At 40.1% G+C, this 26,558-nt stretch carries 22 protein-coding genes; 16 read left to right on the forward strand and 6 right to left on the reverse strand.

What is annotated here, in order from left to right:
• Positions 1-298: 298 nt before the first annotated feature.
• Positions 299-691: a hypothetical protein gene (locus M2R48_RS07510; RefSeq protein ID WP_004820393.1), complete on the reverse strand. Its 393-nt coding sequence runs from the start codon at positions 689-691 to the stop codon at positions 299-301.
• A gap of 364 nt (positions 692-1,055) precedes the next feature.
• On the opposite strand from M2R48_RS07510, the gene M2R48_RS07515 reads away from it, so the two are divergent.
• From M2R48_RS07515 to M2R48_RS07530, 4 genes are all read left to right on the forward strand, one after another.
• Positions 1,056-2,399: a spinster family MFS transporter gene (locus M2R48_RS07515; RefSeq protein WP_262085639.1), complete on the forward strand. Its 1,344-nt coding sequence runs from the start codon at positions 1,056-1,058 to the stop codon at positions 2,397-2,399.
• Positions 2,400-2,489: 90 nt separating this feature from the next.
• Positions 2,490-3,491 carry an AraC family transcriptional regulator gene (locus M2R48_RS07520; protein WP_262085640.1) on the forward strand — a complete coding sequence of 334 codons (1,002 nt, stop codon included), beginning with the start codon at positions 2,490-2,492 and terminating at the stop codon, positions 3,489-3,491.
• Between the two features lie 83 nt (positions 3,492-3,574).
• Positions 3,575-4,681: an NAD/NADP-dependent octopine/nopaline dehydrogenase family protein gene (locus M2R48_RS07525; protein ID WP_262087463.1), complete on the forward strand. Its 1,107-nt coding sequence runs from the start codon at positions 3,575-3,577 to the stop codon at positions 4,679-4,681.
• 1 nt (position 4,682) lies between these two features.
• Positions 4,683-5,678: a 3-hydroxybutyryl-CoA dehydrogenase gene (locus M2R48_RS07530; protein WP_262085641.1), complete on the forward strand. Its 996-nt coding sequence runs from the start codon at positions 4,683-4,685 to the stop codon at positions 5,676-5,678.
• A 54-nt stretch (positions 5,679-5,732) separates the two neighbouring features.
• Here M2R48_RS07530 and M2R48_RS07535 read toward each other — a convergent pair whose 3' ends face one another.
• A complete protein-coding gene (locus M2R48_RS07535) occupies positions 5,733-6,200 on the reverse strand; it encodes a MarR family winged helix-turn-helix transcriptional regulator (RefSeq protein ID WP_004721604.1) in 468 nt (155 codons plus the stop codon).
• Positions 6,201-6,347: 147 nt separating this feature from the next.
• Here M2R48_RS07535 and M2R48_RS07540 point away from each other — a divergent pair, with 147 nt between their 5' ends.
• From M2R48_RS07540 to M2R48_RS07595, 12 genes are all read left to right on the forward strand, one after another.
• Complete coding sequence (locus M2R48_RS07540) at positions 6,348-7,460, forward strand: amidase (RefSeq protein WP_262085642.1); 1,113 nt, start codon at positions 6,348-6,350, stop codon at positions 7,458-7,460.
• 18 nt (positions 7,461-7,478) lie between these two features.
• A complete protein-coding gene (locus M2R48_RS07545) occupies positions 7,479-8,645 on the forward strand; it encodes an acyl-CoA dehydrogenase family protein (protein WP_262085643.1) in 1,167 nt (388 codons plus the stop codon).
• A 43-nt stretch (positions 8,646-8,688) separates the two neighbouring features.
• On the forward strand, positions 8,689-9,216 hold the full coding sequence (locus M2R48_RS07550; protein ID WP_004721599.1) for a nuclear transport factor 2 family protein: 528 nt from the start codon (positions 8,689-8,691) through the stop codon (positions 9,214-9,216).
• Between the two features lie 30 nt (positions 9,217-9,246).
• A complete protein-coding gene (locus M2R48_RS07555) occupies positions 9,247-10,524 on the forward strand; it encodes an aromatic ring-hydroxylating oxygenase subunit alpha (RefSeq protein WP_262085644.1) in 1,278 nt (425 codons plus the stop codon).
• A 10-nt stretch (positions 10,525-10,534) separates the two neighbouring features.
• Positions 10,535-11,020, forward strand: a complete 486-nt coding sequence (locus tag M2R48_RS07560; RefSeq protein WP_004721595.1) for an aromatic-ring-hydroxylating dioxygenase subunit beta — start codon at positions 10,535-10,537, stop codon at positions 11,018-11,020.
• Between the two features lie 11 nt (positions 11,021-11,031).
• Positions 11,032-11,769 carry an SDR family NAD(P)-dependent oxidoreductase gene (locus M2R48_RS07565; RefSeq protein WP_262085645.1) on the forward strand — a complete coding sequence of 246 codons (738 nt, stop codon included), beginning with the start codon at positions 11,032-11,034 and terminating at the stop codon, positions 11,767-11,769.
• 34 nt (positions 11,770-11,803) lie between these two features.
• A complete protein-coding gene (locus tag M2R48_RS07570) occupies positions 11,804-12,757 on the forward strand; it encodes a PDR/VanB family oxidoreductase (RefSeq protein WP_166782742.1) in 954 nt (317 codons plus the stop codon).
• A gap of 65 nt (positions 12,758-12,822) precedes the next feature.
• The gene (locus M2R48_RS07575) at positions 12,823-13,782 is read left to right on the forward strand and encodes a p-hydroxyphenylacetate 3-hydroxylase reductase component (RefSeq protein ID WP_390883196.1); all 960 of its coding nucleotides are present in this window, start codon (positions 12,823-12,825) and stop codon (positions 13,780-13,782) included.
• Positions 13,783-13,926: 144 nt separating this feature from the next.
• On the forward strand, positions 13,927-14,841 hold the full coding sequence (feaR, locus tag M2R48_RS07580; protein WP_262085647.1) for a transcriptional regulator FeaR: 915 nt from the start codon (positions 13,927-13,929) through the stop codon (positions 14,839-14,841).
• A 208-nt stretch (positions 14,842-15,049) separates the two neighbouring features.
• A complete protein-coding gene (gene tynA, locus M2R48_RS07585) occupies positions 15,050-17,365 on the forward strand; it encodes a primary-amine oxidase (RefSeq protein ID WP_262085648.1) in 2,316 nt (771 codons plus the stop codon).
• 83 nt (positions 17,366-17,448) lie between these two features.
• Positions 17,449-18,726, forward strand: coding sequence for a hypothetical protein (locus tag M2R48_RS07590; protein WP_262085649.1), 1,278 nt, complete (start codon positions 17,449-17,451; stop codon positions 18,724-18,726).
• A gap of 34 nt (positions 18,727-18,760) precedes the next feature.
• Positions 18,761-20,248 (forward strand): NAD-dependent phenylacetaldehyde dehydrogenase, encoded by a 1,488-nt coding sequence (locus M2R48_RS07595; RefSeq protein WP_262085650.1) that lies wholly within the window; start codon positions 18,761-18,763, stop codon positions 20,246-20,248.
• Positions 20,249-20,423: 175 nt separating this feature from the next.
• Here M2R48_RS07595 and M2R48_RS07600 read toward each other — a convergent pair whose 3' ends face one another.
• From M2R48_RS07600 to M2R48_RS07615, 4 genes are all read right to left on the reverse strand, one after another.
• Positions 20,424-22,913 carry a penicillin acylase family protein gene (locus tag M2R48_RS07600; protein WP_262085651.1) on the reverse strand — a complete coding sequence of 830 codons (2,490 nt, stop codon included), beginning with the start codon at positions 22,911-22,913 and terminating at the stop codon, positions 20,424-20,426.
• A gap of 731 nt (positions 22,914-23,644) precedes the next feature.
• Positions 23,645-24,442: a 3-oxoadipate enol-lactonase gene (gene pcaD, locus M2R48_RS07605; RefSeq protein ID WP_262085652.1), complete on the reverse strand. Its 798-nt coding sequence runs from the start codon at positions 24,440-24,442 to the stop codon at positions 23,645-23,647.
• A 10-nt stretch (positions 24,443-24,452) separates the two neighbouring features.
• Positions 24,453-25,667, reverse strand: a complete 1,215-nt coding sequence (gene pcaF, locus M2R48_RS07610) for a 3-oxoadipyl-CoA thiolase (RefSeq protein WP_262085653.1) — start codon at positions 25,665-25,667, stop codon at positions 24,453-24,455.
• Positions 25,668-25,822: 155 nt separating this feature from the next.
• Positions 25,823-26,476, reverse strand: coding sequence for a 3-oxoacid CoA-transferase subunit B (locus M2R48_RS07615; RefSeq protein WP_209826427.1), 654 nt, complete (start codon positions 26,474-26,476; stop codon positions 25,823-25,825).
• Between the last annotated feature and the right edge of the window lie 82 nt (positions 26,477-26,558).

Below are 26,558 nucleotides of genomic sequence, written 5' to 3' on the forward strand. Positions count from 1 at the left end.
TGCAGATTAAATGCTTAGATACATTTTTGTTGAGGAGATTGCGACAGGATTTTTCAATCTGCTTTATACATAACAAGATGCATACTTTTGAAATAAAAAATATTTTTGAATTGGACTTCGCCGTAATTTTGTTTTTTAAGTAAAATTTTAATGATGGGGATGAAAACAGACAAAGTGTTTGCCAAAAACGAGGGGACTAAGCTTTAAGTCGCAACTCAATCATTTATATTCTAAATTGATATCTTATTGAACTTAAAGCGTTGCATTGAATAATGGAGTTATTATGACTGACCGCTATTTAAGGTAAAAAAGTTTCCTGTAAATAACTCCACTGCATTTTTCCTTGAATTTCTTCAATCAGTGCACAAGAACGTCGAACTAGAATTCCTGATTCCTTGGTGTGTTTTTCAGTATAGGTGAGAACAATGCTTTGTTCGCTTTGCATCAAAATTTGTTCATCATAAATTTCAATCTGTAGATCTGGCATCTTGCCCTGATTATTGCTAAACAGACCTTTGACATCGGCTAAGGAAAAACGCTTTCCAGCTGCGCCGACCATCTCAAAATGATCGGAAAAATATTCAATAAGTAGGGGAAGATCTTGTTCTGTATGTTTCCCGTTAAAAATACGTTCAATCAGTACGTGCATGCTATGTATACTTTCAATTGCATCTTGTTTTGACAGCGGCATATCCATTTCCTATGAGAGGTGTATTTTCTATATTATGTAAAAATAAATGTAAAATTCAATATTATTTTAAAATTAAATTTTTAACCTATGTTTCAAGGATGCTCCAAAAAATAATTTCAAATTAAATAAAACATAATATCTTATTGATATCTCTTATTTTAAATAAAATAAATTTGTTCGAGTTGAGCATTGTGAAGTAAAAGGTATAACTATATACTTAAAATAACATGGAAAATTCCATGTAAAAATAACTATAGTAAGCTAAGCTTTTATCAAGGAGGTGGATAGGAAATGGATATTTCCTTAAATACGCGACATCTTCTTAAAGATACCAATCATAAAAATGCATGGACAAGGAAGAAAAATGGATACTCATTCACCAGAGCCAACAGGCTCTCATTCAAATACATATGCATGGTATGTTGTTTCACTTTGCATGTTGGCTTATATATTTTCATTTATAGATCGGCAAATACTGGCACTGATGATTGAACCGATTAAGGCTGATCTAGGATTGTCAGATACCCAATTTAGTCTATTACATGGTCTCGCCTTTTCGTTGTTTTACGCCTTTATGGGGCTGCCACTGGCCTATTTGGCAGACCGATTTTCTCGACCAAAAATTATTGCAGTCGGGGTAGTGTTTTGGAGCATTGCAACTGCATTCTGTGGCTTAAGTAAAAACTTTATTCAACTGTTTTTAAGCCGTATGGGGGTTGGAGTGGGCGAAGCTGCTTTATCTCCAGCAGCGTATTCAATGTTTAGTGATATGTTCAGCAAGGACAAATTAGGCCGTGCTGTTGCAGTATATTCAATTGGTTCATTTGTCGGTGGAGGGATTGCTTTTCTGGTCGGCGGTTATGTGATTGGCTTGCTTAAAAATATGGACACCATTCAGGTTCCTTTATTTGGTGCATTAAGAGCATGGCAGGCGGCATTTATTATCGTGGGCTTACCTGGGGTATTTATTGGCCTACTGGTGTTACTTACGGTGAGAGAACCGCAACGTAAAGGTCAGCGCTTAAATGCACAAGGTCAAGTTGAAAAGACCAGCATGAAAGATGCGTTTAAGTTTATCAAAAAACATAGTCGTACTTTTACTTGCCATTATTTAGGTTTTACCTTCTATGCAATGGCGCTGTATTGTTTGATTAGTTGGTCACCAGCATTTTACATGCGTAAGTTTGGCCTTACACCGACAGAAGCAGGCTATATGCTAGGCACGGTGTTATTGGTGGCAAATATTCTTGGCGTATTCTGTGCAGGCTGGCTCAATGACTGGTTTATTCAAAAAGGACGTAAGGACGCGCCAATGATTACCGGTGTGATCGGAATCGTGGGATTAATTTTACCAATTATGGTGTTTACCCAAGTCAATGAGCTGTGGCTTTCTGTGGTATTTCTGGTCCCTGCCATGTTTTTTGCCTCTTTCCCAATGCCAATTTCAACCACAGCAATGCAAATGCTGGCACCGAATCAGTTGCGTGCACAAATCTCAGCCGTATTTTTGCTGATCAGTAATTTGGTTGCGGTTGGGATCGGTACCACGTTGGTGGCATTGATTACAGATAAAATTTTTGAAAATCCACTGATGGTGGGGATGTCTTTGTCTATCGTGGGTACGATTTCATGTGTGTTGGCATTTATCTTATTGAAAAAGGGCTGTAAGGCATTTAGCGCCAGTATGCAGCAGGAACATGCCTCTTAATCCAATGGTGTTCTCAATCAGTCACAGCGCCCATTCTTTGTAATGGGCTTTGTGACTTGTTTGGTCAATCCATAATCAGGGAGTGAAAGAATGGAACAGTTTTTCAAATTGGATTATCTGGATGAACTGCTATTGTTTAAATCGGATGATTATCAAACCATTAAAGATCAGGTCAGTTATTATTTAAGCCCTCATCGTTTTGAGGTGGAAGTGCGTGAACCGTTAAATACCCGTTTAAATGGTTTTCGCTTTGGAAATTGTGCCTTGTATGATCTTAAATATAGCGCACCTGTGATGATTACCATTGATGAGGTTTCTGATTTTTATTTATTTCGATTGACACTGGAAGGTCAATGTAAAGTAGGTATAGAAGACCAACAGGTGCTACAGTCAGTCGGGATTATGTCAATTACGCATCCACATACTCAACAGCAAATCCAGACCAATCAGCATTGCCGAAATATTATTTTAAAACTTGCTCAACATGATGTAGAAACCCAATTGTTTAAAATGTTGGGGCATACCAGTCATGAACCGGTTATCTTTGATATGAGTTTGTCCTGTACCGAGGAAGGCATAGACTCGATTATTGAAACCCTCAATTATTTGTGCCATGCCTATTATCATATTCAAAATTGGAGTTTTATCTCTGCGAGTTTTACCCAGTATTTAATTGAACTGATTTTATTAAAGATCCCAAATAACTATAGTGATCAGCTTAATTTGCAAAGACAGCATATTTTGCCCGGATATCTAAAAAAAGCACAAAAGTATATTCAGAATCATTTAGAACAACCGATTTCATTAGCAGATTTAAGCCAGTGTTGTGAGGTGTCGATCCGCACATTGCAAAAAGGCTTTAGTCAGTATTTACAACAAACCCCAGTCGAGTATATCCGTGATCAGCGACTTGAACGGGTACATTTGGCTTTACAGCATGCACAAACCAATGAAACAGTGACGGATATTGTGCTGCGTCACGGCTTTCAAAGTTTAGGGCATTTTTCTATGCTGTATAAAAAACGTTATGGGTGTTTGCCCTCTAAAACTTTAAAAATGAGTCCTGTTCAAATGAGTACAATGCTTTCGTAAACTGAACACGTGTTGCGTGTTTGGATAAGCCAGCAGGTTATTGCGTTTCTATGATGAATTGAAATAAATCAGGAAGAGCAATGATGAAAATTACAGTTTTAGGTGGCGGTCATGGATGTTATGCAGCTGCGGCAGAAATGGCTGAAAAAGGGCATGAGGTGCTGTTATGGCGCCGTGATTCAGATGCTTTACAACAACTTGCTGGCACTGGGCAATTAAAGATTAAGGATTATCAGGGCGATCGTACTGTGACGGTGGGTTTTGAAAAGAGTCAGATTAATTTGTCTGATGATTTGCAACGTGCCATTGAACATGCTGAGTTAATTATTATTCCATTACCTGCGACCACACATGATGATTTAGCCCGTCAAGCAGCGCCATTTTTTAAAGCAGGGCAAGTGGTGTACTTGCCACCGGCGACATTTGGTAGTTTTATCTTTGCCAAGGCGATGCAACAAGCAGGTAACACTGCGCAAGTGGCATTTGCAGAAACGGGAACTTTGCCTTATTTGGTGCGTAAACATGGGGTGAATCAAATTGTAATTAGTGGTTATGCGACCCGTTTACCCACAGGCGTATTTCCAAGCGTATTGTCACAACAGGCATTTCAAGTGCTTAAGCAGGCTTATCCTAGCGTTGAACCCGTTGAGGACAGCTTAAGTGGTGCATTGATGAATGCTGGACCCATTATTCATCCACCTTTAATTTTGATGAATGCGGGTCCACTTGAACATTTTGAAGCGTGGGATATTCATAACGAAGGTACTCAACCCTCAATTCGTCGTGTCACCAATCAACTCGATGCGGAACGAATGCAAGTACGTGAAGCATTGGGATATGCCGCACCACATTTTCCTTTGGCGGATCATTATAATCGTGAAGGTGAGGGGGATGAATGGATGTATGGACGTGGGGCACATGGAAAATTAACTGACAGCGGTGACTGGCGTGAGGATATCGATTTAGATTCACATCGCTATATGTTAGAAGACACTCGTTTAGGATTATCTTTTTTAGTTTCTGTGGGACGTTGGGCAGGTGTTGCAACCCCTGTTGCTGAGGGCTTGTTGAATATCGCGTCAGCAGTCACGGGTAAGGATTTATATCAACAAGGACGTACTTTTGAGCGTTTAGGTCTTGCGGATAAAAACCCAGCAGAACTGCAAGCGATTTTGCAACAAGGAGTCTAAAATGCAGATGATCGAAAAAATTGCAGTGCTCGGTGCTGGGCGTATGGGCAAAGCCATTGCGATTGCTTTTGCCTATGCCGGACTAAACGTTGATTTGATTGATGCAAAACAACGCAGTGAAGCTGAATTTGAACAATATCAAACTCAAATTCGTGCTGATTTACAGCAAGAGTTACAGTTGCTTGAGAAAATTCAGTTTATTCAAGCGGAGCAGCAAGACTTTATTTTGGATAAGGTTGCAATTTTATCTAAACAGGCTGCTACAGGCATATTGCCAAGCTGTGCGTTGATGCTTGAGGCTGTACCAGAAGTAAAACAAGCCAAACAAGAAATTTTTGCTTGGCTGGATCGATATCTTTCACAGCAGTGTATTGTGGCTTCGACCACATCCACATTTTTAGTGACGGATATTGCGCAAATGATTTCGCATCCTGAGCGAGTGGTCAATGCACATTGGCTAAATCCTGCTTATCTCATGCCTTTGGTGGAATTAAGCCGTTCTGACCAGACCTCAAATGAGGTGCTGACTCAGCTTAAGCATTTCCTACAGGTGATTGGTAAGGTACCTGTGGTTTGTAATGCCAAGGCGGGCTATATCGTGCCAAGGATTCAGGCCTTGGCAATGAATGAAGCGGCACGTATGGTTGAAGATGGAGTCGCTTCGGCAGAAGATATTGATATTGCTATTCGTACCGGTTTTGGTTTGCGTTTTTCTGTTTTAGGCTTATTGGAGTTTATTGATTGGGGCGGTGGTGATATCTTGTATTATGCCTCGCAATATTTGCAAAAAGAGCTGGGTGAGCGTTTTCGTACACCTGAAATTATTGCGGGAAATATGCGGCAGCAGCGTAATGGCCTTCGTGAAAAGCAGGGTTTTTATAATTATGCGGATGTGGATATTCATCAATATAAACAAGATGTTTTGCGGACCTTTTCAGATCGAATTGAAAAAAGTAAGTTAAAACCACCGTTTAATATTTTACAGTCCACAACGTGATGAACTGAACAATTCGCCCATTGCACTCAGCAAATGGGCATTTATTTACAACTTTTAGCTTGATGGCATCAAATTGAATAGCTTTTTCAATTGTGCATTTAACTGATGTAATTCCTCATCTTCAAAGGCATTTAAAATCCCAGATAGAGTCACTTGGCTGATTTGATTGATCTGCTCCACCAGTTCTTTACCTTTGTCTGTGAGCTTGACCATCGAGATACGTTCATCAGACTCTGAAGAAAAAACCTGCACAATATCATCTTCAACTAGGCGATAAATGGCTTTGGTTGCTGTGGTCAATTTAAGGGTAGAGAGGTTGGCAATTTCGGTAATACTGGCTTGTTGCAAAGCATTGGTACTTAAAATGATTTTACGACGTGTATTGTCGATACCTAGTTTTTTTATTGATTTTTCAATAAGTTGTGTATATTTACCATTCACTTGAGAAATCCAAAAGAAAGGATAGCTTTGTAAACTGCTAGGTTCATTATTAGGTAGAAATTGTTCTAAATGAGTAAGCATAGCAAAGTGATAACTTTATAAAGATGAATATTCATCATTATACAAAAATTAAAGAAAAAATCTTTGCTCTTTCTGATAAAAACATCTTGACAATTACATTACTTTTTCCGATATTGGTATTAAGTACAAAAATACATGGAAAAGTGAATGAATATTGTTGTACAAGACGTACAAATAGGACGCGGTGCTTTAAAAGTCATGGTGAAAGATTCCATTGATATTCAAGGTCTAAAGACCATGATCGGGAGCAAAGCCTTGATGGATAAGCCTTCTGCAACAAAAAATGCAGAAGTGGTAGAGCGTATTTTGGCAGCGGATTGCCAAATTACTGCAAAAACCAATCTACATGAGTTGGCTTTTGGTATTACCGGGATCAATCCTGTTTTTGGCACTGCAATCAATCCTCAATATCCTGATCTTATTCCAGGTGGTTCATCGAGTGGGTCTGCTGCTGCCGTAGCCGCGGGGCTGGCTGATTTTACTTTAGGTACCGATACTGGTGGTTCAATTCGTATGCCAGCGGCATGTTGTGGGGTGTATGGTTTTAAGCCGACATTCAATCGCGTCAGTCGTCAAGGGATACATCCAACCATGAGTTCGTTGGATTGCGTGGGGCCATTTGCCGCTTCGGTTGCAATGATTGAAACCGCAATGCAGATAATTGATCCAAGCTTTCATGCTTTGGAAAAATTAGTGCATACGCCGAAACTGGCTTGGCTTGAGGTAAATGCGAACCCAACGGTATTGAACTGTATTCAGCAATTTCTTGCTCAGGCGAATCTGTCAGCTACACCAGTGAAATCTGAATGGTTTGAACCTGCTTATGATGCAGGGATGCAAATCATTAATTATGAAAATTGGCAGGCGTATGGCGAGTTAACCAAAACCGGTTTATTGGGTGACGATATCCATGCTCGCTTGCTCAAATCTGCGCAAACCACTGTGCAACAAGTAAAAGAGGCTGAAGCGGTCAAAGCACAATTTATCAATGAAATTGATGGCTTATTGGAAAAATATGATGCTGTGTTACTGCCAACCCTTCCGGAAATCCCACCCAAATTAATCGATGCAGAACATATGGTTGCACTGTTGAACTTAACCTCATTGGTGCGTCCATTCAATTTATCTGGTCATCCTGCAATTTCAATACCGCTCAAAACCAGTGAAGGGCAACCAGTGGGTTTACAAATCGTGGCAAAACGAAATTCGGATGAGCTGGTGTGTGCAATTGCGAAATATATCGTGGATGCCGCGCAATAAATGACAAGGAGTTGGGTAATGAATAATTTATCGACAAAGGAATTTGTAATGGACACAACAATAATGGAATTAGAAGCACTCTGTCAGGAGATTCGAGAACGGGCTTGTACAGGCGAGTTCGATAACCAAGCGTATGTGAGTCAAGACATCATCGATAAGTTAAAGCAGATTGGTGTCTATCGTGCATTGGTACCGAAACGTTTTGGCGGCAATGAATGGTCACCTCAACAGTTTTGTGAGTTGATTGAACGTTTGTCTAAAGCAGATGGGTCCGTGGGCTGGGTTGCGAGTTTTGGGATGAGCCCTGCCTATTTGGGGAGCCTGCCTGAAGCAACACTTGAAGAATTATATAAAGAGAGCCCAGATATTGTATTTGCAGCAGGTATTTTTCCACCGCAACCCGCAGATTTAAGAGCTGATGGTGTGGTGGTAAAAGGTCGATGGAAATTTTCCAGTGGGTGTATGGGGGCCGATATTATTGGGGTGGGGATTAGTCCACAGGTCAATAACACTACACAAGGTCTGCCACGTTTAGCAATTATCCCTGCAAAACAAGCGCAAATCGAAATGACTTGGGATACGGTCGGCTTAAAGGGAACAGGCAGTCATGATCTGTTGGTGGATAATGTCTTTGTAAACAATGACTGGACTTTTATCCGTGGTGAACCGTCTAAACTTTCGGAACCATTTTTTAAATATCCATCACTGTCATTGGCAACACAGGTGTTAACTGTGGTCGGGATCGGTGTTGCAGCAGCAGCGTTGGAAGAATTCCAAAAGTTAGCACCTGGCAAATCATCTATCACAGGTGGTGCTGAAATTGCCAGTCGTCCAGTCACCCAATATGAATTTGCCCAAGTCGAAGCTGAGTTTAAAGCAGCACGTGTTTGGTTCTACGACACTATGCAAATCGTTTGGAATGAGATTATTGCAGGTGGTACGCCAACACCAGAACAGATCAGTGATATGCGCTTGTCTTGTACCCATGTTGCTCGAGTTTGCGCACGTGTAACGCGCAAAATTCAAATGCTGGCGGGCATGACTGCAATTTATACCCATAACCCATTTAGCCGTTTTGTGAATGATACCAATGTGGTGACTCAGCATGCCTTTATGGGTGATGCCACTTTACAAAATGCCGCTTTGGTGAGCTTTGGTATGCAGCCAGCACCCGGTTATTTATAAGCCGAATTTAAAAAATCACGAGATGTCCAAGGATGAATATGACATGAATAGCCAGATGGATTTGACCGTTATCCTACAACGCTTAGAGCAGCTCGAAGCGCAAAATGCGATTCGTAATTGTATTCATCGTTATATGGAAATTTGTGATGGATTAAATGCCAAAACTGACCTCAATGAATTAATGGATTTATTTGATCAGGACAGTATTTGGGAAGGAATTGGTGAGAAATATGCGCAATCTTTTGGTCGCTATGCTTCATGGCAAGCCATTTTTGACATGTTTAAAAGCTATACCCAAGCCGAATCACATTTTGTGATGAATGCGCATTTTGTCAGCTCAGAACAAATTTATATTGCAGGCGATCAGGCCAATGCAAGCTGGTTGATGTTGCAAACCTCGACCTTTCTCAATGGAGATAGCCATTTAAATGCCGCAAAACTCAGTGTGAAATTTAAACAGCAAACCGATGGTCTATGGAAGATCAAACATTTTCAGACTGAAAATATTTTTAGTCGCCCCGTGTCTCACTGGAACAGTACAGCGATATTGCCAGTACCGTCTCAGCAATAAGTTATGGATAAATTGAAAAGGATGATGGATATGAACAATATTATTCCAATGCAGAATATTAACATTGATTACAGCGAGTTAGTTCAAAGTGATCGTGCGCATACCTCTTTATATAAAGATGCGCGTGTCTTTGATGATGAAATGGAAAAGATTTATTACAGCACTTGGGTTTGGGTGGCACATGCCAGTGAAATTCCAGATGGTGGTAGCTATAAAACCATTAATATTGGTAAGCAACCTGTGGTCGTTGTACGTGACCGTAAGAAAAAAGTCCATGTATTGCTCAATCGTTGTCGCCATCGTGCAGCAACTGTATGTGAACATAAAAAAGGCAAAACCAATAGTTTTGTTTGCCCGTATCACGGATGGAGCTATGCACTGGATGGTTCATTACGTGGTGTACCTTCACCTGAAAGTTATGGTGAATGTCTGGATAAATCAGAGTTTCCATTGATTAGCCTACGTGTTGAAGAATACAACGGTATGATTTTCGCCACCTTTAAAGACGATATTGAACCTTTAGCGGATTTCTTGGGCGCTGCGAAAAAATGGATTGATTTGTTTATGAAACAAGGCGCAGGTTATCCAATTAAAGTATTGGGTGAACATCGTTTCCGTTTCCCAGGCAACTGGAAAATCCAGCTGGAAAATACCACCGATGCTTATCATTTCCCGCTGGTACATAAGTCATTCTTAAGTTCAGTTGATGAGAAGACTGAAGAGCTATTTAACTTTGAAAATCAACCTGGCTATGTTGAAGACTTAGGCAATGGTCACAGTGTCATGGTGATGATTCCTGAGCTGGTGGATTTAGATGAAGAGTTGATGGAACGTCCAATTCAGGAACGTTTTGAAGAGCTTGCTCAAGCGTTACGTGATGAAGGGCATGAAGAACTTGAAGTACGCCGTATTGTACGTGCTGTGGGTGGCTCTGGTTTTAACTTAAATCTGTTCCCGAACATTGCCTGTTCAATGGCCTTCTTCCGTGTTATGCAACCGATTTCAGTCAATGAAACTGAAATTCACCATTCTGTGATCACGATGGATGGTGGTCCACAGATTGCCAATCAATATCGCTTACGTCTACATGAACATTTCCAAGGTCCATTTGGTTTCGGTACGCCTGATGACTCAGAAGCGTGGGAACGTGTGCAACATGGTGCCAATGCTGGTCATGATTTATGGATCATGTTGAACCGTGGTTTACCCGGCGAAGTAAAAACTGAAGATGGCTTAAAGAGCGATGTCAGTGCAGAAACTGGAATGCGCGCTGCTTATCAGCAGTGGAAAAAGATGATGACAGCTTAAGGAGAGTAGCATGAACATGAATTTGCAATTATTAAATGAAGTGACTGCTTTTGTTTGGGCTGAAGCTGACATGTTAGATCACAGTGAATACCGTGAATGGCTCAATCTCTGGAATGAAAAAGGCGTGTATATCATTCCGATTGATCCGACACTCAAGGATTATGAAAACAATTTGAACTATGCCTATGACAACAATCATATGCGTACATTACGGGTTGAACGTTTGGAGAATGGTGAAGCGATTTCGACGGCACCCAAAGCCAATACCGTCCGTAGCGTGTCACGTATCCGTGTCGTAAAAGATGAGGATGGTGAAATCATTTTACGCTGTGCACAAAACCTCCGTGAATTCCGTAAGGAAAGCTTAAAACATTACACCGCAGATGTGATTTTTCATTTGGTTCGTGATCCAGAACAAGGCTTTAAGATCAATCGTAAAATTATCAACTTAGTCAACTCGACCGATACTTTGGCGGGTATCAGTTACATCCTCTAGGAGCGCAAAAAATGAAACAGGTTGTTTTAGTCACGGGCGCAGCATCTGGTTTAGGGAATGTGATCGCCGAATATTTTGCAGCACAGGGGCATCAAGTGATTGTCTCTGCCAGCAGCTTAGAAAAGGCTGAAAATGCCAAAGCACGTAGTCCTAATGCGAAGAATATGTTTGCGTTAAAACTGGATATTTCAGTTGAGCAAGATTTTCATGCCGCAGTGCAGTGGATTCAACAAAAATTCAGCAAATTGGATGTGTTGATTAATAATGCGACGGTCACCAAGGCAACCCCTGTTTTAGAGATTTCTGCAGCTGACTTCGACTGGATCACCCAAGTGAATCAGCGAGGAACCTTTCAAGCATGTCAGATTATTGGCAAGTATATGGCGGATCAAGGCTATGGTCGTATCGTCAATATGGCTTCATTGGCAGGACAAAATGGAGGTACTGCAACAGGAGCACACTATGCTGCAACCAAAGGTGCAATTGTGACTTTGACCAAAATCTTTGCCAAAGAGTTTGCTGCTAAAGGCGTGACTGTAAACGCCATAGCACCTGGGCCAATGGAATCACCGATTGTACACAGTGTGGTATCTGACGAGAAAATGGCGCAATTTATTCAAAATATCCCAGTCAAAGCATTAGGTAGCATGGAATTTATTGCTGAAACCTGTGCCTTGTTGGCAAGCCCAAGCGCTGCATTTGTCACTGGGGCGACGTGGGATATTAACGGTGGATTATTTATGCGTTAAGCCTTGGGCGAGATGCATAAAAGGGAGATAAATCATGGCTACACTCTATAACGTGGTTGTCAGAAACCGTCATGTAGAAGGTGGGAATGTTGCAGTCATGGAGTTTGAATCTGCAAATTCTGCCACATTACCAAAAATTGAAGCAGGTGCGCATATTGATGTGCACTTACCCAATGGTATGGTGCGTCAGTACTCACTATGCCAAAACCCAAAAGATGTTGGCATATTCCGACTGGGGATTTTACGCGATCCAGAATCGCGTGGTGGTTCAGTCTCGGCTTTTGATGATTTAAAAGATGGTATGCAAATACAGGTCAGCGAACCGAAAAACCTGTTTCCATTAGTCAAAGCCAAACATGCTGTACTGGTGGGTGGGGGGATTGGAATTACTCCTTTGATCACTATGGCCTATCAATTGGTACAAGAAAATGCATCTTTTGAACTGCATTATTGTGGGGCAAGCCCAGAGCAATGTGCCTTTGTCGATGAAATTAGAAATAGTGTATTGGCGCCATTTACCACTTTTCATTTTAAATCGGAAGGGGCCAGCCATCGTGAGTTTTTTCAATCTGCCATTCAGGACATAGACAAAGCAAGCCATATCTATACCTGTGGTCCCAATGGATTTATGGATTGGGTGATTAATTTGGCATTGACGCAAAATTTTCCTGAGCAACAGATTCATAAGGAATATTTTCAGGTTGAGCTTGAAACCAACGGTGATGCATTTGAAGTTGTTGCTGAGCGTAGCGGCAAGATCATCATGGTCAATGCCGAAGAAACCATTCTGCAAGCATTGGCACGAGAAGGGATTGAGATTGAAATGTCTTGCGAACAGGGCGTCTGCGGAACCTGTATGTGCGATGTGATCGAAGGTGAGCCTGATCATCGTGATGTGTATTTTACTGATGAAGAAAAAGCCAGTAATGAACAAATACTGGTGTGCTGTTCCCGTGCAAAGTCAGCACGATTGGTACTGGATATTTAATTGCTTTTAACAGGACGAAGCAATTTCAGATACCGAGCTAAATAGGATAAAAGATTCAGGAGAGAATAATGAATTCATTAAAATCAATGGATGAAATCAAAATAGATCCAATGCAATTTAGACGGGCATTGGGTAATTTTGCTACAGGTGTGACCATTGTGACGGCACAAAATGAGCAAGGCGAGAAGGTTGGAGTCACTGCAAATAGTTTTAACTCAGTGTCTTTAGACCCACCACTCATTTTATGGAGTATCGATAAAAAATCATCGAGTTTTTCTGTATTTGAGCAAGCTACGCATTTTGCGGTAAATATTTTATCGGGTTCTCAAATTGAGTTATCCAATAAATTTTCCCGTCGCAATATCGATAAGTATGAAGGTACAAGTTATCAGGTTGGTGCAGGCCAATCACCAGTTCTAGACCATTGTTCAGCAGTGTTTGAATGTGAGCGACATGAAATTATTGAAGGTGGTGATCACTGGATTATTATTGGCAAAGTTGTTAAGTTTCATGATCAAGGGCGTAGTCCGTTGGTGTATCACCAAGGCGCGTATTCAGGTGTGATTCCTCATCCATTATTACAGCTCAAAGATACTGTAGAAGCAGAAGACTTAGGCGAATTACATCAAGGGCATTTATATAGTAATGTCTGCTATTTAATGAGTCGGGCGTTTAAATTTTATCAGACCGATTATATTCCGAAGCAGTTAATCACTGGATTTCGGACCAGTGAAGCAAGATTATTATTGGTGTTGGGCAGTGGTACCGCATCCAATAAAGCAGATTTACCACGTGATATTGCCATGCCGATGCGTGAGATCGAACAAGCTGCGCTTATCTTAAAAAAAGATGGTTTATTGATTGAAACGGAAGGTTTTTTTAAGTTAACGGAAAAGGGCAAGAAAACCGCACATTATCTGTTTGATATTGCCGATAGCCATCAAAATGAAGTTTTTGAAAAATATCCTGAAAATGAAAAGGAAATTTTTATTAAAATTTTAAAGGATATTGCGGGGATTGTATAAGGCTTAATAAGCTGATAGGTTGAAATGGTCTATCAGCTTTAGACTATTCGCTATTTATATAATAAACAAAAGAATTTATGAGCGAGAAGTATATTTAATATCGATTTTTGAACAGTTTAAACCGTAAAACAAGGAAGTGAGCGGATGAACCAGTATGTACGTGATGCACTAATAACTTGGACGCGTAATATCAAAAATGTGTGCGGTAATTTTGAAACAGATTTTGATGGTACCCGTGATTTGTTCATTGGCGAAGTCGAATGTTTTTTATTGGGCGATACTGAGATCGCTTTTATTAAAAATAATGCAAACAAAATTGTCCGAAAAGCGGATGAAATCGATCGAGTAAATAATCGTTTTTGTTTTTTGATTTTGCAGTATTCAGGCAAAATACAGTTGAACTATAAAAATGAAACCTTGAGTCTCAATGAGGGCGATATTGTATTACTCGACCCAGTTGAAACAATTTCTATGTTTCCACAAGGCTTAGTCAGTCAAATTTCTGTGCATTTGTCGCGGGAAAAATTGTTGAAAGAAAATATTAGTTCTGAATATTTTGGCAAACTCATTACGCAAAATATGAGTGGTTTTTTACTTAAAAATATTATGAAAAATATGTCTGCTGAAAACATTAAACTTTGGTATGCAACTGAAGATGGCAATGCTTTTGAAGATGCCTTGATTGCTTTAATCAAGCCGACAATTAATTATAAAAATATGCATGATTCAAATAATCTTATGGAAAAAGCAGAGCGCTATATTATTGAAAATTTAGCCAAACCTGATCTGACACCTAAGCTGATTGCTGAGCATATTGGTGTATCATTACGGCATCTTTATCGATTATTTCTTCAAGAAAATTTATCGATTAACAAATACATACAGCTCAAACGCTTAGAAAAAATTAAAACAGATTTGCTTGATAAAAAAAATAAGCAAAGCTCAATTACCCAAATTGCCTTGAAATGGGGATTTTGGGATGGCGCGCATTTTTCAAAAATCTTTAAAAAAAACTATGGTGTCTCTCCTAAAGAATTTAGAGAGCATGTGTTGACTTAAGTCTTTTGTTTTTTGATGTCACTTCTAGACAAGTTCGAGGTCATTCCTGAACAAGCTAGCCCCATGCAAGTGTGTTGAAATTAAATCGATGAGAACAGTTAGGAACGACTGAATAAACTTAAAAATATTCAGTTTATCTCACGAATTTCACACATAGGAATGTGCATTTAACTATCTGTCTTAGATAGTTTAGGGATAGATGAAAAGGATGAAACTGATGCGTAAACAACGATTATTCAATGACATACAAAAAATATTGGCGCTTAACCTATCTATAGCTGCGAGCTTTTGGGGACTGAACACACAAGCTTATGCGCATGGTGGACAGGCGGAATTAGTCCCTTTATATCAAAACATGAGCGAGCAAGGCGCTAAAGTTGTAAAAGATGATTTTACCAATACGTATATGATCAGCAAAGGCTCTATAGTGGTGAGAGCTAAACCAAATTCAGATCAGGTTTTAGTCAATGGTAAACCGTTAAAGTTAAGTGTGCCATTAGTTATTAAAGAGGGTAAGCCTGTTATTGGCAAAGACTTTTTCAATGAAGTATTTCAGTCTGGCTTAGATCAAACATTTAAAATTGAAAACACGTTTCACCCACTCAATAGTTTAAGTACAGAAGAAATCAAAAAAACATTTGAAAGTATTAATCGCTCAAAATATGCCTATAAAAATATGCGTTTTGCCGAGTTAAAGCTGAAAGAACCTGAAAAAGCCAAAGTGTGGGATTATTTTATTAACCACAAAGACTATAAAGAAGACCGTATAGCATCTTTTATTTTATTAAAAGGTAATCAAGCGATTGAAGGTGAGGTGAACCTTCATACTCAGCAAGTTACAAAATGGAATGTATTAAAAGATACACATGGAATGATCCTGCTAGATAACTTCGAGACAGTCCAGCGTGTGATTGAGTCAAGCAAAGAATATCAGGAAGCTTTACGTAAACGAGGTGTAACGGATGTTAAAAAGGTCATTACCAATCCTTTAACGGTTGGATATTTTGGCGGTAAGGATGGTTTAGACAAACAACTGAACGTTTTAAAAGTCGTGTCATATTTAGATACAGGCGATGGCAACTATTGGGCACATCCTATTGAAAATTTAGTTGCTGTGGTTGATCTAGATAAAGAAAAAATTATTAAAATTGAAGAAGGGGCAATGATTCCCGTTCCGATGGCAGATCGACCTTATGCGACTAAAAATACGCAACCCCCGAAAATTAAACCACTGAACATTATTGAACCTGAAGGTAAAAACTTCACCATTACTGGACAAACTGTACATTGGGGAAACTGGTGTTTCCATGTTGGACTAGATTCTCGTGTTGGCTTACAGCTTTCAACCGTGACTTATAAAGATAAGGGTGTAAAGCGTAAAGTCATGTATGAGGGCAACCTTGGTGGAATGGTTGTTCCATATGGTGACCCTGATATGGGATGGTACTTTAAATCTTATCTTGACTCAGGTGAGTATGGTATGGGAACACTCACTTCATCGATTCAAATGGGAACAGATGCGCCAGAAAATGCGGTTTTACTGGATGCTGTGATTGCTGACTATAAAGGGCAGCCCCAAGTTATTCCAAATGCGATCGCAATTTTTGAGCGATATGCTGGACCTGAGTATAAGCATCAAGAAATTTTTGGTGATCAGGATGCAAGTGAAGCCCGCCGTGAGCTTGTAGTGCGTTGGATTAGTACGGTTGGAAATTACGATTATATGTTTGATTGGGTATTTGCTCAAAATGGTGTCATTGGAATTAATGCTGGTGCGACAGGAATTGAAGCTGTTAAAGGGGTTAAAGCGCGAACTATGCATGACAGTACTGCCAAAGAAGACACTAAATACGGCACGTTAATTGACCATAATATTGTTGGTACAACGCATCAACATATCTATAACTTCCGTTTAGATCTGGATGTTGATGGGGAAAATAATAGCTTTATGCATATGGACCCTGTCGTGAAGGTAAATGACAGAGGTGGTGTTCGTACAAGTACGATGCAAATTGACAGTCAGGTGATTAGCAATGAGCAAAATGCCGCTGAAAAGTTTGATCCGTCGACTATTCGTTTGCTAACCAACTTTAATAAGGAAAATAAACTCGGTAACCCAGTTTCTTATCAGCTGATTCCGTTTGCTGGCGGTACACACCCCGTGGCGAAGGGGGCAAATTTTGCCAAAGATGAATGGCTATTTAAACGCCTGAATTTTATGGATAAGCAAATTTGGGTGACGCAGTACAATGCCGATGAACGCTACCCTGAAGGTAAATATTCAAATCGCTCAACGCATGATACTGGTTTAGGACAGTTTATTCGTAACAATGACAATATTGAGAATAAAGACCTTGTGGTCTGGATGACGACAGGAACAACCCATGTAGCACGTGCTGAAGAATGGCCAATTATGCCAACCGAATGGGTTTATACCTTAATCAAACCGTGGAATTTCTTTGACAATACACCAACCTTGAATTTGGGTGATGAAAAAGAAAATACCCAGCATGAGCATCACTAAAGATGCCAATCAGCAAGTATGGGTAACCAATAAGTTACCCAAAACTTAGCGTCTTGTAGACCGTTCACAAAAAGGAATTTTGTATGAAAACGCTACTTTCTCAAGTGATGAGAGGGACTTTCTTTGTCTCATTTTTTTCAACTGTCTATGCAAGCGAAATAGAAATTAAACCGATTTTTGAAGTCACCTTGGGTGCTTTTAGCAGTGGGAAAAGTTATAACGGTGAAAATATAGCTGAGCAAAGAATAAATTGGCAAGAAGGGCATCTTAAATATGGTGCAAAAGGACAATACACATTGAATAACAACCAACTCTATGCAGGTTTGAGTGGGATTAGCTCAGCCACATTTGGAGAGGGGGATGCAGGACAAAATAGTAATGGTAAAGAACGTAAAACTGATGTGAATGAATGGGTCATTGGTTTTAAAGATGGTACTCATAAAGATCAATTGACTACATATGATTTAAGTATTGGTCGACAAAATATAATGATTGGGGACGGTTTTTTTATTGCTGGTGATGCATTAAACCTTGGAAAACTACCCGCAGATGGAGCATTAGACCGTGGAGGGGCCTATTATCTGGCGGCACGACGTAGTTTTGATTTTACCAGTCTGCTGCAATATAAATTGCAAGATCATACAACCTTAAAACTGGCCTATTTAAAATCGAATAATAAAGCACAATTTTCATCAGAACTCTTTGTAACTGATCTGATGTATCAGCTTAATGATAAAGGTATCGGATTTACTTACTTAAATGTATTAGATCTTGACGATGCCGAGCATATTTCAGGGCGGGAAGATCTTAAAAATTATGCTTTACGTTTGAATTATCAACTTTTACCAGAATTACAAATTAAATCTGAATTTGTTGTTCAAGACAAAAAGGAACACCAAGAAAATGCCGGTTATTTAGGACTGAACTATAACTTTTTATCCTCAAAATATACGCCTTCGCTAGGCTATCGCTTTAGTCGTTTTTCAGACCAATATGATCCCATGTTTTATGGAAATACCGTGGGATTCGGAACATGGTTTCAGGGGGAGGTTGCTGGAAACTATGCGGGTCCTTTCAATAAAAATGCCGATATTCATCAAATATCTTACATGATGAATTTAAAAGAAAATTTTATATTAGGTGCTTTGGCGCATAAGTTTAAAACAGTAAATAAAGCTTTAACAAATGTTGATGGACATGAGTTGGATGTGTTTTCGGTCTGGTCTGTAAATAAAAACGTTACCGTTATTCCGCTCATTGGGCTGTATAAACCGAAGCAAGATATCCATAGTGGCGGTACTCAAAACTATGATGATAAGACCAATCTATATGCTCAATTGATTTTGCAATATATCTATTAATTAAGCCCTTTAAAGTTAAGTGTGAGGAATAAAAATGAATGAAGTCAGAATATTAGATAGCGTACAAACTTTTTTGAATAGAGCGCATGGACATTTTATTGACGGAAAGTGGGTTGCTGCTCAACATTCAAATAAAGTTGATATTGTGAACCCCTCTACCGAACAAGTCATTGCTCAGATCAGTATCGCGAGTCAACAAGATGTTGTAGATGCAGTATCCAGTGCAGATCATGCTTTTCAAAATGCTTGGGCTGAAACGACACCGTATCAACGTGGTTTAAAACTGAATAAATTGGCAGATTTAATTGAGCAATATGCTGAGGAACTTGCGCAACTAGAGTCTTTGTCTACTGGAAAGTTAATTCATATTTCCCGTCATCTTGAAGTGGCACAATCTATTATTTTTTTAAGATATTTTGCTGGTTGGGCCACCAAGATTCATGGTCAAACCATGCAACCTTCTATTCCTTCTACACAAGGTGAAAAATATACCGCATTTACCTTAAGGCAGCCTGTTGGGGTCGTCGCGGGTATTGTTCCGTGGAATTTTTCACTCATGATTGGCATTTGGAAAATTGGTTCAGCTTTAACAACAGGCTGTAGCATTGTGCTGAAACCCAGTGAATTTGCCAGTTTGTCATTGCTACGTTTAGCTGAGTTAGCAATTGAAGCGGGTATTCCAGCAGGTGTGATCAATGTTGTGACGGGTAAAGGCGAAACTGGGCAATATCTGATTGAGTCACCCTTGGTTAAAAAGGTTTCTTTCACAGGCTCAGTACCTACGGGGATTGCTATTGGTAAGCTTGCGATGAGCAGTGATTTAACTCGTGTTAGCTTGGAGTTGGGGGGTAAAAATGCGATTGCCATTTTGGCTGATGCAAATATAGATGAGATTTTACCTACCTTGATACAAGCAACTTTTGTGCATCAAGGCCAAGTATGTGCATCGCCAGAACGGTTTTTTGTGCATCAGACAAAATATGATGAGCTTGTTGCAAAGCTTTCTAAAGCATTATCTCAATTTAAAATTGGATCGGCGATGGATGAAAGCAGTATGTTTGGTCCGCTGTCTAACCGACCTCACTTTGATAAAGTAAAGCATTATTTAGATTTGGCCAAAGCCAATAATCAAATTATTGCTGGTGGAGATACTTTGCAACAAACAGGTTATTTTGTCGAACCGACTTTAATTTCTTTAAAAGCGATTGATGATCCATTATTTTTAGAAGAGACCTTTGGCCCTATTGTAGGATTAATGCCATTTGAAACGGATGAAGAACTCATTCAGCTGATGAATCATTCTCGATTTGGTTTAACCGCAAGTATTTGGACCAATGATTTGTCCAAAGCTTTGCGTTTAATACCGAAAATTGAAGCGGGTACTTTATGGGTCAATATGCATACTTTTTTAGATCCGTCGGTTCCATTTGGTGGTGTGAAAGCTTCAGGAACTGGTCGAGAGTTTTCAGATGCATTTATTGAAGATTTCACTGAATTAAAATCAGTGATGATTCGCTATTAAAAATGTGCATAGATATTTAAAAGTAGGTAGCACAGTCTAAAAAGAGTGGTATCGCTTCCAGTGATCTACTGATTGCGAATATAGGCTTGATAAGTTCTGAAAATATATAAGTTGAACAAGCTTTAAAATTTAAACAGCCCAATATATCTATATATTGGGCTGTTTCGAGTAAAAATTAATAGGTTAAAGTCATACTTTGTTGTGTTGCTTGATCAATTTGCTTTTGGCTTACTGCATCATCCTTACATTGATAGTTTTCAAATAATGGGAGCTGATCGGCAAAGTGTGCATCGGTCTTTCCATTGCGATGAATAAATCCACTTTGACCAGGTGCAAGAATTGAACACATGCTGACTTGATTGGGATTGAGTACCACTCTAAAGGTTGCACTCCCTGTATTCCCATAGGTGCTCAGCTGTTGTTGATGCGCCTGATCAGCCCATGGAATACCCACTGAGTTTTTGTTGGAAAATCCCATTGTGGCAACAGGAATTTTCCAATCATTGGGTTGGTCTGAATGATATTGTGTTGAAAGCTGAATTAAGGTGTTTTCCAAGGCAGTTAACACCACATCATCTGCTGATTGTCCTTTTAAGAAATCAACGGTTTGAGCAACGCTGGCTTGTTTGCCTTGCAGTGCATTCCAGATCAGTTTAGATGCATTCGCAGGTTGTGTACTCCGTGGGTCATTATTTACTGGGTAAAGGGTATCTGTATAACGCGCATAAATATTTTCAGATAGATTTGGTTTAAGCACCAATTCAATCATTTGATTGAGCCATGTACGCATAATTACAGGTGCTGCGCCTTGATAGAATTTAGCCTCACTGTCAGGACGAAGTTTGAAGTCCCAACTCGCCAATATCGGTGCGATTTTCTTTGCTAAAGGTGATGCGTTCGGGCTTTGCGCAGCTTTGACCATATAAGGAATAAAATAACGCGCATTCAGATCCGACCAAGCGCCCATTTTATTGATATCCCAAATGTCTTGTTGGCTTAATTTTGCTTTACTTTCTAGGGGTTCAATCAGTTCATTGACACGGTCAACATGAGAGAAGTTGGAGGAATCTGAACGTAAATCCGCATAAGCTTTATTGTTCCAACTGCTAATATAACCTTTTTCAGGGTTATAGGCTTTGGGATTATGTGAGAAATCATAGAAACCCTGCCATTCCATTGAGCCATCACCTTGAGCAGGCAGTTGAATATGTTGGTTTTCAGGGCGGATCGGTAAACGACCCAATGCAGCGACACCAATATTATTTTGGGTATCGGCATAAAACCACGTAATCGAAGCCGCGACACGTTTGGCTTGATCTAGGAATTCTTGCCAGTTGCTCGCTTTTGCTGCATTGGCCCAGCCCAATAAAGTTTCAATCTCTACACCTTCCCAGCTACGTTTTTGTGCATAGGCGGTATGATTTTTTTCATCCCATGTGCTGACAAAGCCTTGTTTACTTTGATACACATCTAAAACATGGTCTGGTTGATTACGAACTTTAATTTTGATCTGTTGATGTTCAAAGGGAATATAACTGCCTTGATAACGATACTGCTTTGAATTGCTCGGATTTAAGCTGAGTTGATATACGTCATTGGTATCAAGCGAACCGACAGTTGAACCCCAGGCAATTTTTCCATTGGTTCCAAATAAAATAGCAGGTAGACCGACAGGGGTAATCCCAGTGAGATTGTAGCCAGCACCATGTAACCCAACCGCATAAGTAATTGCAGGCGTGTACCAGCCTTGTTGAGGGCCATTATATAAAACCGTTTGGCCTTCTACCGTTTTATCTCCTGTGACCACCCAGGCATTACTGGCTGTAGGGACGCCATCAACCACACTTTTACCCAATGCTATACGTGCTTGAGCTAAATAGTTTTTGGCTGCTTGGTCTGAGATAGGCGCTATACCTTTTAACATGTGTTGCTGACGTGCTGAAACTTGTGGTTTTGCTTTAGATTGAATAATTGTAGGAGCACTCGGATCATCTAACCAACGTAATTGCTGATAAAATTTTAATCCTGTTTCTGGACCTTTTTCTTTTTGTAGTTGAGTCAGTAAATCTAAATTTGAGACTTCTGAACTGGCTGAAAAAAAGCGATTGAGAATTAAACCCACCCAGACCATTGCGATATCTTCTTGCTGCCATGTCGATGGTTTAAAGTCATAATCAATAAATTCTTTAGGCAACAGCTCTGGATTGGCCAAAACCTCTTGGACACGCTTATTAAAACCAGCAGCATAACCATCGAAAATGGCACGATCTTCAGGAGAAAGTCGGGCAATTTGTTGTTTAATCTGTTCAGGATTAAAGCGACTATGGGTTGCAATATCATATTGTAGATAAACGGGACCGAGCACTTCAGCAACAGTGCCTAAACCTGTACGTTTTGACATTTCCATTTGAAATAAACGATCAGTTGCGACTGCATAAGCATAGCCATAAAAAAGACCATAAGTGTCCTTGGCATAGACATGCGGTGTGCCAAAATTATCACGTTGAATCGTGACCTGTTTTTGCACTGGGTTTGATTCTAAACGAGAGGATGAACTACATCCTGCAAGCAATAAACAACTTAAAACACCTAATTTGATTAAGTGGGGTTTATCGCTCAGTTGATTATTTGAGGGGCTTTTTTTCAATTGAAATATCCTTTTCATTATTGTTGAGAAATAGAGTATTGGGAAATAAATGCTTTTAGATGTTTTCTAAAAACAGTAGATTTATCGATATGCAGGTCCTGATTAAATAAAATGATTGTTATTTTTATATGTAATTTTCTATTACTTTGTGGGTATATATTTATACTTTTAAATAAAGAGGCTTAGGGTCTGTTGATAATTCGTCTATGTTTGCGACTGCGTATGTTTTTTAGGCGATACTAGGCGCGAAATACGAAATTTAGTCATTCTAAATGATGAGAAACATCGTTTCGCAAGGTAACACGTAGCGGCAAAAAACATACTAGTCCCGAAGGGTTGTGGCTAAAATTATCTCAGCCTTCGTTATGAAACTCGAAAATAGTCTCGCTATTCTCTTCGTTTCCTGCCTTGCCTGCTCAATTTTAACCTACAACGCAAGCCATTTATGAAATGAAAAAACATACTAGTCCCGAAGGGTTGTGGCTAAAATTATCTCAGCCTTCGTTATGAAACTCGAAAATAGTCTCGCTATTCTCTTCGTTTCCTGCCTTGCCTGCTCAATTTTAACCTACAACGCAAGCCATTTATGAAATGTCAACAGACCCTATTTAAAAGTGTTTGGTACTGAGTTTTATTTCATCATTTTATTTTAAATATGCTTTATCAAGTCTTGATGAAATGCCAAAAAATAAAGGGATATGTTCTATCCCTTTATGCTGTTTCAAAAATTAAGTGCCAAAGATTAAGCGTCAAAGTTCAGTCGCAAAAATTGCTGAGAGAAATTTTTCAAGTGAAGCATTGAATGCTTCGGGACATTCAATATTTGAGATATGCGATGCTTGAATTTCTACAAGTTGGGATTGTGGAATGTGCTGTTGCATAAATTGCCCATCTGCGACTGTAGTTACAGGATCTTGCGCCCCTGCAATGACCAAAACTGGAATCGTGATATCTTTGAGTTGATTGCGGACATCCGCTTTAGCCAAAGCCTCACAACAATTGGCATAACCTATTGCGCTGCCAGCACTTAAGTCGTTACACAGATTATTGACAATTGCAGGATGACTTTGGATAAAGGGATCTGTAAACCAACGTGATGCAGCGGTTGCTGCGATGCTGGTTAAACCTTGTTCTCGGACTAGTTGAGCACGATCTAGCCATGCTTGTTCTTGTCCAATTTTTGCTGCGGTATTACTGATAACAACAGCATTAAATCGTTGTGGATAATGGATGGCTAACCATTGACCTGTTAATCCCCCCATAGAAATGCCACAGAAACTGGCTTTTTCAATATTTAAATGATCCAGTAATCGAATCACATCTTCAGCCAATTGGGGCAATGTATAAGGACCTTGTGGCGCAGATGAAGAACCATGTCCACGGGTGTCATAGCAAATGACAAAAAAACGTTCTTTAAAATAATTGAACTGCTTTTGCCACATGCCATAGTTGGTCCCTAAGGAATTTGAAAAGACCAGTGCAGGGGAATTAGGGTTTCCAAAACTTTGATAATTAATCTGTGCATCCGCTGATTGAAAAGTTGGCATTGCTCGTTCCTTAATTTTGATCAACACGTTGAATAATGAGCGCGATACCTTGTCCCACCCCAATACACATTGAACATAGAGCATATTCACCCTTGATCTGTTCAAGTTGATTTAAGGCTGTGGTCACCAGTCTGGCACCTGATGCGCCCAAAGGATGACCTAAAGCAATCGCCCCACCATTAGGATTGACACGTGCATCATCATCTGCCAAACCTAAATCACGGGTTACCGCCAAAGCTTGGGCGGCAAAAGCTTCATTCAGCTCAATCACATCCATTTGCGCTAAACTAAGATCGGCTTGTTTAAGCAGTTTCTTAATTGCAGGCGCAGGTGCAAAGCCCATAATTCTTGGTTCAACACCTACCGTGGTTGCTGCAATAATTTTGCCACGTGGTTTTAATTGGTATTTTTCTACAGCTTCGTCTGAAGCAATTAATAAGGCTGCTGCACCATCATTAATCCCAGACGCATTACCCGCCGTGACCGTACCCTCAGCTTTGACCACACCTTTAAGTTTTGTCAGTGCAGCTAAAGTGGTTGATGCACGTGGATGTTCATCGGTATCCACAAGCACAGCATCGCCTTTACGCTGTGGAATAGTGACAGGCACAATCTCATTTTGGAAAAAACCTTGAGCTTGTGCTGCCGCAGTACGTTGTTGGCTATTTAGCGCAAACTGATCTTGATCCGCACGGTTAATATTGAATTGTTCTGCCACGTTTTCAGCGGTTTGTGGCATGCTGTCCACACCATACAATTCTTTAAGTTTTGGATTGATAAAGCGCCAGCCCATGGTGGTGTCTTCAATCTTTTGACTACGTCCAAAAGCACTGTCTGATTTACCCATCACATAGGGCGCACGGCTCATGCTTTCTACACCGCCAGCAATAATTAAATCTGCTTCATTGGCTTTAATGGCACGAGCTGCCATGGCAATCGCATCCAGTGATGAACCACATAAACGGTTGACAGTGGTTGCTGGCACTTGATAGGGCACACCTGCCAATAATGCTGACATACGCCCGACATTACGATTGTCTTCACCAGCCTGATTGGCACAGCCATAAATCACATCATCAACTTGCTGCCAATCTACCGTTGGATTACGTTGTATCAATGCTTGAATTGGAATAGCACCGAGATCATCTGCACGGACTGGCGCAAGACCACCGGCATAACGACCAAATGGGGTACGGATGGCATCTATGATGTAAGCGTTTTTCATGTTGTTTATATCCTTAAATAATCTCCCTTGCGCTGCTACTACCGCAGCTCACCTCTTTGTAAAAGAAGAAGTTCCCCTCTTTCATAAAGAGGGGTTAGGGGAGATTTAGTCATTCCACAAGGAGAGATTTAATCATTCCGCAAGGGAGGGATTTATTATCCCTGTGTCGCATCAATCAATTGAGCACCCGTCAAAGCCTGTAATTCTTCAAAGCTCAGACCTGCAACTTTTTCAAGCACTTTTAAGCCATCTGTAGTCACATCAATCACGCATAGGTCGGTATAGATACGATCAACACAATGTTTACCTGTTACTGGATAAGTCAGTTCTTCAACAATCTTAGGTTCACCTTGCTTGGTCACATGATCGGTGGTGATAAACACTTTCTTGGCCCCTACAGCCAAATCCATTGCACCACCCACCGCAGGAATCGCATCAGGCGCACCGGTATGCCAGTTGGCAAGATCACCATTAGCTGCCACTTGGAATGCACCCAATACAGCAATATCCAAATGCCCACCACGCATCATGGCAAAAGAATCACCATGATGGAAAAACGAGCCACCCGTTAGCATGGTGACATATTCTTTGCCTGCATTAATCAGCTCAGGATCTTCTTCACCTTTGGCGGGTGGAGGACCAAAAGCCAATAAACCATTTTCAGAATGCAGGAATACATCTTTATCTGTTGGCAGATATTTTGAAATCTTGGTCGGTAAACCAATACCTAAATTGACATAAGCCCCATCAGGAATATCTTGGGCAACACGTTCAGCAATTTGGTCACGGCTTAGTTTTTGGTAGCTCATTATTATTCTCCATTACCATTGGCTGCATCAACTGCAACCACATGCTGAACAAAAATCCCTGGGGTAATAATATGCTCAGGAT

It is taken from the genome of Acinetobacter sp. I-MWF (assembly GCF_025433935.1).
Lineage (GTDB): Bacteria > Pseudomonadota > Gammaproteobacteria > Pseudomonadales > Moraxellaceae > Acinetobacter > Acinetobacter guillouiae.